The 13,855-nt window shown below is 37.8% G+C and carries 9 protein-coding genes; 6 read left to right on the top strand and 3 right to left on the bottom strand.

Features of this window, described 5'->3' with window-relative positions; all coding sequences use genetic code 11:
- The first annotated feature begins 23 nt into the window (after nt 1-23).
- The gene (dnaE, locus tag KRODI_RS04270) at nt 24-4,415 is read left to right on the top strand and encodes a DNA polymerase III subunit alpha (RefSeq protein WP_013750343.1); all 4,392 of its coding nucleotides are present in this window, start codon (nt 24-26) and stop codon (nt 4,413-4,415) included.
- A gap of 4 nt (nt 4,416-4,419) precedes the next feature.
- On the opposite strand, the gene KRODI_RS04275 is transcribed toward dnaE, so the two are convergent.
- Complete coding sequence (locus KRODI_RS04275) at nt 4,420-4,827, bottom strand: hypothetical protein (RefSeq protein ID WP_013750344.1); 408 nt, start codon at nt 4,825-4,827, stop codon at nt 4,420-4,422.
- A 270-nt stretch (nt 4,828-5,097) separates the two neighbouring features.
- Here KRODI_RS04275 and KRODI_RS15570 point away from each other — a divergent pair, with 270 nt between their 5' ends.
- Genes KRODI_RS15570 through KRODI_RS04285 form a run of 3 tightly spaced genes read left to right on the top strand, consistent with a single transcriptional unit; the run spans nt 5,098 to nt 7,885 of the window.
- A complete protein-coding gene (locus KRODI_RS15570; protein ID WP_013750345.1) occupies nt 5,098-5,250 on the top strand; it encodes a hypothetical protein in 153 nt (50 codons plus the stop codon).
- Nucleotides 5,251-5,299: 49 nt separating this feature from the next.
- Nucleotides 5,300-7,210 (top strand): ATP-binding protein, encoded by a 1,911-nt coding sequence (locus tag KRODI_RS15055; RefSeq protein WP_013750346.1) that lies wholly within the window; start codon nt 5,300-5,302, stop codon nt 7,208-7,210.
- Nucleotides 7,211-7,219: 9 nt separating this feature from the next.
- Complete coding sequence (locus KRODI_RS04285; RefSeq protein WP_013750347.1) at nt 7,220-7,885, top strand: response regulator transcription factor; 666 nt, start codon at nt 7,220-7,222, stop codon at nt 7,883-7,885.
- 291 nt (nt 7,886-8,176) lie between these two features.
- Here KRODI_RS04285 and odhB read toward each other — a convergent pair whose 3' ends face one another.
- Nucleotides 8,177-9,427: a 2-oxoglutarate dehydrogenase complex dihydrolipoyllysine-residue succinyltransferase gene (gene odhB / locus KRODI_RS04290; RefSeq protein WP_041295617.1), complete on the bottom strand. Its 1,251-nt coding sequence runs from the start codon at nt 9,425-9,427 to the stop codon at nt 8,177-8,179.
- A 110-nt stretch (nt 9,428-9,537) separates the two neighbouring features.
- Nucleotides 9,538-12,285, bottom strand: coding sequence for a 2-oxoglutarate dehydrogenase E1 component (locus KRODI_RS04295; RefSeq protein ID WP_041295795.1), 2,748 nt, complete (start codon nt 12,283-12,285; stop codon nt 9,538-9,540).
- Between the two features lie 97 nt (nt 12,286-12,382).
- On the opposite strand from KRODI_RS04295, the gene KRODI_RS04300 reads away from it, so the two are divergent.
- Both KRODI_RS04300 and KRODI_RS04305 read left to right on the top strand, forming a co-directional pair.
- Nucleotides 12,383-12,937: an alpha-ketoglutarate decarboxylase gene (locus KRODI_RS04300; protein WP_095522103.1), complete on the top strand. Its 555-nt coding sequence runs from the start codon at nt 12,383-12,385 to the stop codon at nt 12,935-12,937.
- A 61-nt stretch (nt 12,938-12,998) separates the two neighbouring features.
- Complete coding sequence (locus KRODI_RS04305; protein WP_013750351.1) at nt 12,999-13,850, top strand: hypothetical protein; 852 nt, start codon at nt 12,999-13,001, stop codon at nt 13,848-13,850.
- The last annotated feature ends 5 nt before the right edge of the window (nt 13,851-13,855 follow it).

Genomic DNA, 13,855 nt, shown 5'->3' on the forward strand with positions numbered 1-13,855 from the left:
TCATATCCACTTTTTCTACGCCTATGTACCTTATTTTTGACACCGAAACCACAGGACTTCCTAAAAACTGGAATGCTCCACTTACAGACTCAGATAACTGGCCTAGAGCGATTCAAATCGCTTGGCAGTTACACGATGAGATGGGTAACGTCATAGAGCATCAAGATTATCTTATCAAGCCAGATGGATTTGATATTCCTTATGATGCAGAGCGCATACACGGCATCTCCACAGCACTTGCCGAAAGAGACGGAATTGAACTTTCCGAAGTACTCTCAAAATTTAATATTGCACTTTCAAAATCAAAGTATGTTGTAGGTCAGAATGTTGGTTTTGATACAAATATCATGGGAGCCGAGTTTCACAGACTCAACATAGGTAATGATCTTCAAGAGTTACCAGTGCTAGACACTTGTACAGAAAAAACAGCGACATTGTGCCAGCTACCTGGAGGACGTGGTGGTAAATTTAAATTACCTACGCTTACAGAATTACACAAACACCTGTTTGGCGAAGGATTTGGTGAGGCGCACAATGCCACGGCAGATGTGGAGGCAACTACTCGTTGCTTTCTAGAGCTTATACGCCAGCGAGTTTACACAAAAGAAGAGCTAGACGTTGCGCCAGATTATTTTGAAAGATTCTCTCAATCTAATCCGCAGCCTATTACTTTTATTGGGCTTAAGCACATAAATCTTAAGAAAGCTTCTGCAAAAATTGCTCAAGCGCTCGCTGCTCAAGATGATACTCCAGAAATTTCTAAGGCAGAGATAGAAGAAAATAAAGAACAACTTTCTGATGTAAAGTTTGCTCACCTTCACAACCACTCTCAGTTCTCTATATTACAATCTACTGCGAGCGTTCAAGATATTGTAAAAGCCGCTGCACTACATAAAATGCCTGCTGTCGCTATGACAGACATGGGTAACATGATGGGGGCTTTTCACTTTACAAAAGCGGTAAAAAGTCATAACGCTTTCGCGAAAGCGGAAAATGCAAAACTCACAGAAGCAGGAGAAGCAGAAGAGCATGTACCACTTAAAGCCATCATAGGTTGTGAGTTTAATGTATGTGTTGATCACAAAAACAAGAGCCAAAAGGACAATGGATACCAGATTGTCATTTTAGCCAAAAATAAAAACGGATATCAAAACCTCTGTAAAATGGCTTCTATAGCCTACACAGATGGTTTTTATTACGTTCCTCGTATAGACAAGCAAGTTATTGAGCAGTACAAAGAAGATCTTATTGTACTTACCGGAAATCTATATGGTGAAGTGCCAAGTAAGATTCTTAATGTAGGAGAAAAACAAGCCGAAGAGGCCCTTATTTGGTGGAAAGAACAATTTGGTGACGACCTTTATGTTGAGATCATGCGTCACGGGCAAGAAGATGAAGATCGTGTGATGCCTGTTTTAATTACGCTTTCGCGAAAGCATGATGTAAAACTTATCGCGTCTAACAATACATTCTACATTGATAAGTCTGATGCAGATGCGCATGATGTTTTATTATGTGTAAAAGATGGTGAAAAAGTAGCCACCCCAAAAGGTCGCGGTAGAGGATATCGTTTTGGATTACCTAATGACGAATACTACTTTAAGAGTGCAGATGAGATGAAAACGCTCTTTGCAGATGTACCTGAAGCCATTCTTAATGTACAGGAGGTAGTAAATAAAATCGAATCTTACGAGCTTGCTCGTGACGTACTTCTTCCTGCATTTGACATTCCAGAAGAATTTGTTTCTCCAGAAGATGCTATTGACGGAGGAAAACAAGGTGAAAATGCATTTCTGAAACATCTTGTTTATGAAGGAGCAAAAAAGCGTTACGGAGAAGAACTCTCTGAAGAAGTTATAGAGCGCCTAGACTTTGAGCTAGATGTTATTGAAAAGACGGGTTACCCTGGATACTTTCTGATTGTAGAGGATTTTATACGAGAAGCTCGTAATATGGACGTTTCGGTAGGTCCAGGACGTGGATCTGCAGCGGGATCTGTGGCAGCATACTGTTTATGGATTACAAATATTGATCCGCTTAAGTATGATTTACTTTTTGAGCGTTTCTTAAATCCGGATCGTGTAAGTATGCCCGATATTGATATTGACTTTGATGATGAAGGTCGCGGGCGAGTAATGCAATATGTAATTGACAAATACGGCGCAAATCAAGTAGCACAGATTATCACTTACGGTACTATGGCTGCAAAGTCATCCATACGTGACACCTCCAGAGCACTAGATTTATCCCTAGGTGATGCAGATAGAATAGCTAAGCTCATCCCTACGATGAGTAAGCTTAGAAAGATTTTTGGTAAAACAGATGCAGAGCTACGTAGTGCTTTTAGGTCTGACGATTTACCTAAAGTTCAAGAACTAATTACACTAGAACAAGCAGATAATCTTGAAGGGCAGATGCTACGTCAAGCAAGACAGCTTGAAGGATCTGTGCGTAACACGGGAATTCATGCCTGTGGGGTAATTATCACACCTAGTGATATTACAAATTTTGTTCCTGTAGCACTTGCAAAAGATTCTGATCTCTACGTAACACAATTTGATAACTCCGTCGTAGAGGAAGCTGGGCTACTTAAAATGGACTTCTTGGGTCTGAAGACACTTACTTTAATAAAAGACACTGTAAAGCTCGTGAAGTATCGTCACGACGTAGATCTCGATCCAGAGAGTTTTCCTCTTGACGATGAGAAAACATATGAACTTTTCCAGCGTGGTGATACTGTAGGTATATTTCAATATGAATCACCTGGGATGCAAAAGCACATGCAATCGCTCAAACCTACCGTGTTTGAGGATCTAATTGCAATGAATGCATTATATCGTCCTGGGCCTATGGAATATATCCCATCTTTCGTAAGAAGAAAGCACGGGGAAGAAGAGATAGAATATGACCTTCCTGCCATGGAAGAGTATCTTAAGGAAACGTACGGTATTACTGTCTACCAAGAGCAAGTAATGCTACTTTCTCAAAAACTAGCCGACTTTACAAAGGGTGAGGCCGATGTACTTCGTAAGGCAATGGGTAAGAAGCAAATTGCCGTTCTTGATAAAATGAAGCCTAAGTTTATAGAGCAAGCTTCTGCGAAAGGGCATGACCCAGAAAAACTAGAAAAAATCTGGAAAGACTGGGAGGCATTTGCCGCTTATGCATTTAATAAGTCACACTCTACATGTTATGCATGGATTGCATACCAAACTGCATACTTAAAAGCCCACTACCCTGCCGAGTATCTAGCTGCTGTACTATCTAATAACATGAACGACATCAAGCAAGTTACCTTCTTTATGGAAGAGGCAAAACGTATGGGTCTTGAAGTATTGGGTCCAGATGTAAATGAATCTTTCAGAAAATTTACGGTAAATGACAATGGTGCTGTACGTTTCGGTATGGGTGCCGTAAAGGGTGTAGGTACCGGAGCCGTCGCGACTATTGTAGAAAATAGAAAGGATGGAAATTATAAATCTGTCTTTGACTTTGCTCGTCGTGTAGATTTGCGTGCTGCAAATAAAAAAGCTTTTGAAAGTCTCGCTCTTGCTGGAGGATTTGATGAACTAGATAGAAATACACACCGAGCTCAATTCTTTAACCATGATGGTGATGGTATAACTTTCTTAGAAAAAGCAGTAAAATATGGTGCGCGTTACCAAGAAAATGAAAATAGCTCACAAGTAAGTCTTTTTGGAGAATCAAGCGAAGTCCAAATACCAGAACCCGAAGTTCCTCCATGTGAAGAATGGGGAACAATGGAAAAACTAAAGCGCGAGAAGGAGGTAGTAGGAGTTTATATCTCTGGCCACCCACTTGATGACTTTAAAACAGAAATGGAGACATTTTGTAATGCGACTGTTGCGCACTTTAGTCAGATGGAATCTTTTATAAATCGAGAGCTCACCTTTGGCGGTGTAATCTCTGATGTACAACATCGCGTTTCCAAAAATGGGAAAGGATGGGCCGCTTTTACTGTTGAAGATTTTACAGATACCTTCGAGTTTAGAATGTTTGGAGAAGAGTACCTCAAGATGCGTCACTTTTTAATTCCTAATAGCTTTATACACGCAAAAGTGTTCATAAAAGATGGCTTTACAAATAGGGAAACTGGAAGAAAAAGTGATCCAAGAACGCAGTTTAATAGCATCCAGCAACTGCAGGATGTGATGGAAACAAATGCTAAGAAACTAACCATTAATATTGACATTAATGAAGTTGCAGAAGCTCGTATTGAAGAAATAAAGGATATTCTTGACCTACATGTAGGCGAGGCCAAACTTCACTTTCAAGTCTTTGAACCACTTGAAAAACTCTTTGTAAAAATGCCTAGTAAACGCATGAAAGTAAAAATTTGCCAAGAGCTTCTTGACACCTTAGAAGAAAATAGCGTTCATTATAAATTAAACTAATATGCTAAGCACTTTGTAAAATTTCTTTAGATGACTGAGATACAGCCTCTCTTCTTATTTTAATGGTAACTACATCTCTGTGGCAATCTCCATATACTACATAAGTAGCAGTGTGCACAGCAGAGCTATGTTTTCTATTTAATGAACTATGGTGAATTAAAAATGCAGCATAGTTAGGGTAACGCATGAATTTGCACAGCGACTCGATTATTCTTGATTTTGGGGTTAGCTCTCCCTCATCATTTTCTTTATAATGATTGTAGTAATTTAAAAGTGTTCGTCTTGACACTTGAATTTTGTAATCTTCCCACAATACATCTACTAAATAATTTGCCCATTGGGTTTTTGTAGCTGCTGGTGTTTCTGCATTTGCTTTTGCAAAGGCAGATAACACAATTTCTCTGTACATCATAACGCCTTATTTTTTGGTAAACATCTTTTATGGAATTTCTTTTCCATGAAATTTCCACACACATTAATCTCCTAATTGTTTATTTGTATAAACAATTAGTTTACAGCCATTAAGGTACGTCAAGTCGATAAAATTATATAAAGGAAATACGTAAAAGACTACGCTTTTCTTGAAAATAAATAATTGACTCTAACATTAAATTTCACCAAACCGCCCAAATCAATATTGACTTCACTAAAAATTATTTCTAATTCTAAAATTTACAACACTATGAAAACTACACTTTACTTTTTACTACTAGCTTTTTTTACTATAAATTTTTCATCATGTACTCCAGATGAAATAAGTGATAGGAGCGATCATATTGAGCGAGCAACCGATGTAGGAGGAAATGAGGAAGATCCAGATGATAGCGGTGAATAAGAGGTAAATTAAACGGTACGCTATTTTACTAATTTTGTATTTTAGAGGAATGAAACGTGATGTATCATTCCTCTTTTTAATTGTTTTATTTTGCTCAACTTCAAGCCTTAGTTTTGCATCAAACGTATCGCAATTAGATAGCATAATTAAGTACAGAAAAATAAGTGAAGACAAGAAGTTATCGATAGGTGAAAGGATTAAAGCTATAGATAGCGCGATATACCTAGCACAAAACGCAACAGACTCAACATTACTATCTCAACTTGCCTATAAAACTAGAATCTATAGTAATGGAAAAGATTACGATAGTGCCATTACACAAACTAGATTACTACTAGATAAGTCCAAAACATTAAACAATGCATATTATCAAGCTATAGCATACAATAAACTAGGCTGGTATCTCAATGTAAAGCAAGAACCTATACCAGCTTTTACATCTTATGTAAAGGCCATTGATCTCTTTGCAGAGGTAGGAGATAGCTTAAGTGTTATCAAGGTTTCCAAAAGAGCAAGCTTTATTCAAGCAGATCAAGGAGATTACGACGGAGCAGAGTATACAATAGTTAATGCTTTAAAATATGGCGATGCTGTAAAAAACATATCAGAATTAGCATGGCTCTATGATATTTTAGGCAGAGTATATCGTCAGCGTGCACTTTGGGAAGAGGCTGTAAACTATCATAAAAAAGCACTACAGTTTGAAGATAGCCCCGTATCGAAAGCTTCATTGTTGAATAATTATGGATTGACTTTAATACTTGCAGGTAATTTTGAAGAAGCGATTATACAACTTGAGATTGCTCTTGGATATGGAGAAGTAATAAGCAAGAATACGAGACTAAGACTTTTAGATAACTTTGCTTTCGCGAAAGGGAAACTCGACGATCCAACAGCTATTAGCCTTCTTGAACAAGTGTTATTATCAAGAGGAAAAATAAATGACATAGATGGAGAATATGCAAGTAATATGCATCTCTCAGAAATTCACAAAAGCAGAGGTAATAATGAAAAGTCACGGTTCCATGCACAAGAAGCATATGACCTTGCATTAAAATTAAACAACCCACAAGCTGTTATTAAAGCGCTCGATCTTTTAATTCCCGTCACAAGGAAATCTTCCTCTTTATTTGAAGAATATGTAGTTTTATCAGACTCCCTAAAGAATGCTCAAAACAAAGCCAAGTTTGAATTTGCTAAGCTTCGTTATGATGTAGAAAAAGCAGAGGAGAGAGAATCTATTGCGATACAGTCACAATCTGCTAGTAAACAAAGAGAGGAAACGGCTGTGAGAAAACGTAACTGGGCCTTAACAGCACTTCTTGGACTTGGTCTACTAGCCTTTTTCTGGATATTATATCAAAAAGAGCGCTCAAAGAAACAACGCCTACAAGATCAATACAATACTGAGAAACGTTTGGCCAAAAAACTCCACGATGAGTTGGCCAATGAAATTTATTTAGTCATGTCACAACTGGAAAGTGACACCACCACACCTCAAGTATCCGAAAAATTAGATCATATTTATAAGATGAGTAGGGATTTATCTAGAGAGACGCAACCCATACAAACAGATAGCACATTCCCCAAGGCACTATCTATGAGTTTGCAAACATATATCACAGCGCATAGAAAATTAATTTTGAAAGGCCTAGAATCTGTGCAATGGGACTTAATAGCTCCTACAAAAAAAGTGGAAATTTATCGTGTTTTACAAGAGCTTATGACTAATATGAGGAAGCATAGCAAAGCCTCCTTTATAGCATTAGTTTTTAAACACGAAGACAATATTCTTACTATCAATTACAGTGACAATGGAGTTGGAACAACATTATCACCAGATAAGCGAAATGCTGGACTTAATAATATTGAATCTCGAATAGATGCTATAAACGGTCAAATCACTTTTGAATCTAAGTTGAATGAAGGATTTAGAGCAGCACTTACTGTTACTACATAACTAATATTTATGTTTAAAAAAATATTAATAGCCGAAGATATAGATAGCATACAGCTAGGCGTATCATCTATAGTAAATCAATTTAAAATTCCTACCATCACGCATGCCCAATATTGCGATGATGCGTTCTTATATTTTAAAAATAGTCTAGCAGCAAATGAACCCTACGATTTACTCATTACAGACCTATCATTTAAGGAATCTCATCGCAAAGAGCGATTAACTTCAGGAGCAGATCTTTTAAAAGCCCTAAAAGCAGAGTACCCCTCTATTAAAGTCATTGTATACACCATGGAAGATCACCCTCAAAGATTCGTAAACCTTTGGAATACTAGACTTATAGACGCTTACGTATGCAAAGATCGTCATGGACTAGAAAACCTAAGGGAGGCCATGGAACTAGTTTTTAAAAATGAAACTTACATTACTCAATCACTAGCAGACACAGTAAAACAAAAAAATCTTGTCGAACTCGATAACTATGACATGGAACTCCTCAATCTTCTAGCAAAAGGGGCAACACAAGATGAGATACAATTTCATTTTAAATCTAAGAACATGAAGCCCAATAGCAGAAGTTCCATAGAAAAAAGATTAAGGGAACTGCGCAATGAATTTGGGGCAAAAACCACCATTCATCTCATAAGAATACTTGCAGATTTACATCTTTTGTGATTTTTTTTGAAAAAATTTAGCCCAAATAAAGGAAATGCGTAAAATTTTATCTCCATCCACTACTATCTTTATAACACCCTACAGTTTCTCTTCCAAGAGAATAATTTTATTAAGTACATGTAATTGATTTTTTTGGAAGAAACTGCGTGGCATAATTTGATTATGCTAGTGTGATTATTTTACGGTCCCCCAACCAAAAAACACCTTGTCGATGTACCGACAGGTGTTTTTTTTGCAAACAAAAAAGTCTGCTCGAAAGCAGACTTTTTTGAAAATTTAGATGATATCAGATTACATTTCTAATGCCTTCTTGATATCTCCATTCATTAATATATTGATAGGATCTTCTAACGCCTCTTTTACTGCTACTAAGAATCCTACAGATTCTTTACCATCGATTATACGGTGATCGTAAGATAATGCTACATACATAATAGGCGCTACAACGATACCACCGTCTATTACAACAGGACGCTCTACAATGTTGTGCATTCCTAATATTCCAGATTGTGGTGGATTGATTATAGGAGTAGATAACATAGAACCAAATACACCTCCGTTTGAGATAGTAAACGTTCCTCCTGTCATTTCATCTACTGTAATCTGTCCATCACGAGCTCTTATTGCAAGTCTCTTCACTTCGCTTTCTACACCTCTAAAAGAGAGGTTCTCCACATTACGCATAACAGGCACCATTAAACCTTTTGGTCCAGATACAGCGATAGAGATGTCTTTATAATCAAAAGTAATCATCTCCTTACCATCTATCATACTATTAACAGAAGGATACATTTCTAATGCTCTTACTACAGCTAGTGTAAAGAAAGACATAAATCCAAGTCCTACACCATGCTTCGCTTTGAAGTCTTCTTTGTATTCCTTACGAAGATCAAAAATAGCCTGCATATTTACCTCATTAAAGGTAGTAAGCATTGCAGTGGTATTCTTTGCCTCTACTAGACGCTCTGCTACTTTACGACGTAACATTGATAGCTTAGTACGAGATTCTCCACGAGCTCCAGGTCCAGGAGTTCCCATAGATGGTCTTGCATTTACAGCATCGTCCTTAGTGATACGTCCATCACGACCTGTACCTGTAACAGTTTTAGGGTCGATATCTTTTTCTGCAAGCACTTTCTTTGCGGCAGGGCTAGCAGATCCAGATGCATACGTTTTTTGAGTTTCTGCAGGAGCTTTTGCTCCAGTGTCTGCAGTTTTTGCTTGTTCCTTCTTAAGGTTCTCTTCTACATTTGCATCACCACCACCTTCGTCACCACCTTCATAAGTAGTAGTTGCTGGAGCCTCTGCAGATGTATCAATAAGACACACAACGGCACCAACCTCAACAGCATCACCTTCTTCGGCTTTAAGGGTAATTACTCCACTTGCTTCTGCAGGTAGTTCTAAAGTTGCTTTGTCACTGTCTACTTCGGCAATAGCCTGATCTTTTTCTACATAATCGCCGTCTGCAACGAGCCATTGTGCGATTTCAACTTCTGTGATGGATTCTCCCGGTGAAGGGACTTTCATTTCTAAAACCATAGTTGTTATAATTACGCTTTCGCGAAAGCGGAGTTTAATTCATTATTTTCTACAAAAATCATTTCAATTATCTCTGTAGGCTTTTACTACTTGTTCCTTAAAAAGAACTTTTATTTTAATGTTGCGTCAAAAACGCTATCTATTACTTTTTTATGACGTGCTTTTGATCTTGTACTACTACCTGCAGCTGGTGAAGCATACACGCGGCGTGAGGCTACTCTAAGTTTTACTTGCTCAAAATTCATAAGCATGTAACCCCAAGCTCCCATATTCTTAGGCTCTTCTTGTGCCCATACGTAATCTGTTACATTCGGGTAGCTAGCAATAATCTCTTCTAGTTGTTTTTGTGGTAATGGGAATAGTTGCTCGATACGCACTAACGCGACATCTTCACGCTCATTTTCTGTACGTCGCTCTAATAAATCGTAATAGAACTTACCTGTACAAAATACGAGAGATGTAACCTTCTTCTTATCTACAGTTACATCATCAAAAACTTCCTGGAAGCTTCCAGTCGCAAGTTCTTCTTTACTACTTACTACTAGAGGATGTCTCAATAATGATTTAGGTGTAAAGACAACGAGTGGCTTTCTAAAATTCCACTTCATCTGGCGACGTAGCAGGTGAAAAAAGTTTGCTGGCGTCGTTACATCTGCCATGATTAAGTTATCTGTAGCACATAGCTGAAGATAACGTTCCATACGAGCACTTGAATGCTCAGAACCTTGTCCTTCATATCCATGAGGCAATAACATTACAAGACCATTCTGTGTCTTCCACTTAGACTCTGCAGCGCTTATGTATTGATCTAACATAATCTGAGCACCATTTGAAAAATCTCCAAACTGAGCTTCCCAGATTGTAAGCGTTTTTGGAGATGCCATTGCATAACCATAATCAAAACCTACAACACCATACTCAGAAAGTAGTGAGTTGTAAATATCCATTCTACCTTCAACACCTAAGCGATTGTGAAGATTAATCTCCTCAACATCATCTTCTGTCTTAATAATAGCATGACGGTGAGAGAACGTCCCACGCTCTACATCTTGACCAGATATACGCACATTAAAACCTTCTTCCATTAATGAGCCATAAGCAAGTAACTCGCCCATACCCCAGTCTAACTTATTAGTCTCTCTATATTGTTTATTACGGTCTGCTACAATACGCTGTATCTTACGTATAAATTTTTTATCCTCAGGGAGCTTTGTAATACCATCTGCAATGGTATCAAGCTTTTTCTGATCATAAGTAGTATCGATAGGAGCAAGAATATCTTCTCTACTACCTAACTCATACCCTTCCCAGTCATCTGCAAGAATCTCAGTAATGACTGTTTTATCTTTTTTACGAGACTCCTCTAGATCTTCTTCTAGATCGTCTTTATATTCTTTTTCTAGTTGCTTTACATGACCATCTTGTATAACACCTTCTTTGATAAGGCGCTCAGCATAGATATCTCTTGGGCTTGCATGTTTAGCAATTGCTTTATATAACAATGGCTGAGTAAAACGTGGCTCATCACCTTCATTGTGTCCATACTTACGATATCCTAAAATATCTACAAACACATCACGACCAAATTTCATTCTAAAATCCAATGCAAATGCAAATGCATGACATACAGACTCTACATCATCTCCATTTACGTGTAGTACTGGTGACAGTGTAACTTTACCTACATCTGTACTATAAGTAGATGATCTTGCGTCAAGATAGTTTGTTGTAAAACCTACTTGGTTATTTGCTACAATATGGATAGTTCCTCCAGTACGGTAACCTTCTAACTGTGCCATTTGCACAATCTCATATACAATCCCTTGCCCAGCTACTGCGGCATCACCGTGTATTGCTATAGGTAATATTTTCTTTTCGTCTCCACCTAATTGATTATCAATCTTAGCACGAGACATTCCTTCTATTACTGCTCCTACAGTCTCGAGGTGAGACGGATTAGGCGCTAGATCCATACGGATTTTTTCTCCTTTACTGCTTTCGCGAAAGCTCGTCCAACCCATGTGATATTTTACATCACCATCAAAAAGTTCATCTTCTGCATATTCCTTACCGTCAAATTCTGAGAAAATTGCCTCCGGCGATTTTCCGAAGATATTTGCAAGAACGTTAAGACGTCCACGGTGAGCCATCCCCACTACAAACTGTTCGATTCCATTATCTGAGCCACGCTCGATAAGCGTGTCTAATCCAGGAATCATAGCGTCAAGTCCTTCAACAGAAAAACGTTTTTGACCTACATATTTAGAATGTAAAAATCCTTCAAAAGAAGCTGTTTGATTAAGCTTTTTAAGAATATGTTTTTTCTCTTCGGCAGAGAATTCTGGGTGATTATCGTTTTTGTTAAGCCAGTTTTGTATCCACGCAATCTCTTCTGGGTTGCGTATATACATATACTCTATCCCGATGTGATCGCAGTAAATAGCTTCAAGGTGATTAACAATTTCGCGTAAGCTAGTTCTACCTAGACCTAAAATAGATCCAGCCTCAAACTGTAAAGTCATATCAGCTTGTGACAACCCGAAGTTTTCTATTTCAAGAGTAGGTGCGTACTTACGACGTTCACGCACAGGGTTTGTTTTCGTAAAGAGGTGACCTCTGTTACGATAAGCATCAATCAATTTTACAATTTGAAACTCCTTCTGTATTGCTTCTGGAATAGCAGCTGGAGTTGTTCCTGAATCGTCAGAAACTGGCTCAGCATTCTCCATTCCAAAGTCAAAACCTTGGAAAAAAGCGCGCCAGCTAGCTTCTACACTATCTGGATTTAATAAATATTGATCGTAAAGCTCAGCAAAGTGAGCGGTATGTGCGGCATTCAGAAATGAAAATCTATCCATTTGATATTTTTGTTCTGCGTCATGAGACAATAGAAATGCAAAAATACAATAATTAACATTTTCGCCCATATAATCCTTATATTTATAACACTTAATTATGATACGATTAACAATGAGAGAGAGAATTTCCTGCGCTATATTAATATTGAGTTGCCTGTTTTTAGGAAACAATATTCTTGTTGCCCAACAAACCACTACGACCCAAAAAAGTGATTTCTGGAGTAAGGTCCGTTTTGGTGGTGGATTAGGATTAAATTTTGGAAGAAACAATACTAATATTACAGTGGCACCTAGTGCACTTTACCAACCCAATCAATATGTAGCTTTTGGACCAGGGCTTAATTACACGTATCAAAAATTTGGAGATTTTAAAACAACACTTGTGGGAGCAAGTGCTATTGTAATTTCAAATCCCCTTGATTTCTTACAACTTTCTGGAGAGTTTGAGCAGCTTCGTGTTTTTCAATCTGTATCTGGACAACCAGATATTCCTAACTCTTGGAACACTGCCCTTTTTCTAGGTGCGGGATACCGTCTCAACGTGGGAGGAAATAGCCTAGGCGCTATCGGGGTGCGTTACAATGTGCTTTTTGATAATGATGATTCTGTTTATGCAGATGCATGGCAACCTTTTGTGAGAGTATATTTCTAAAGAGACTTTTATAACAAGTCGTTTTTGCTAAGTTTGCTTGACATTACATGCAAGCTTTATTATGATACGAAAACTTTGCTCTTTCTTACTACTCTCAGCACTCTGTGTTCTCAATTCTTGTGGTTTCTCATCAGAAACTAAAACTCCAATTATAGAACTAAGCGACGCAAATGAGCCTTTCGTAGGCAAAATTGTTCTTGAAAATATTGAAGGCAACACAAAAACCGAAGTTACATTTCACATTGATGTAAAGAGTATACGAAGAGAGCAAACTCACCAAGGCGGTGATGGCTTCCTAGGCGATAAAGCTGGTATCATCGTAAATTATGATAAGGACCAAGTTATCTTATATAACACATATGGAGGAGCAAAATGGACAACATACACTATTGAAGGGTATAAAAATGCATTAGCTAGAGACACCTTCCCATACACTCCTATTGTAGCATCTTACGATTATACCTATAGCTTCTTAAACGATTATACTGCTATTGTCGCAAAAGAAAATGCACTAGAGATTGAATCTCTCCAACTTGACTATAAGCTATACAGCAATCTTAGTATCCGTCAAGAGAATTTTGATACCGATGAGATTAAAGTAAGACGAGAAATGATAGCATTAGTTTTTCCTAACATGCCAGAAAATGTGCACTTCCCATTACTTTTTAAGGTCTCAAAAAACACTGGAGATAATGGGATTGACAATAAAACTAATCTCTCAGAAAAGGGATGGAAAGACAAGATAACCCAAGTCTTTAATGAACTAAACACCAAAGAAAACAAAGTAAAAAGTATACAGCGTAGCGAGGTAGATCCTTCTTTATTTGAGTTTAACGATACAGATTTTATTGAAACGCGTCCAGAATATTTTTTCCAAATTTATAGTGGTGGAAGCTCTTGGGGAGATGATTAACGAAA

This window comes from Dokdonia sp. 4H-3-7-5 (genome assembly GCF_000212355.1).
Classification (GTDB): Bacteria; Bacteroidota; Bacteroidia; order Flavobacteriales; family Flavobacteriaceae; genus Dokdonia.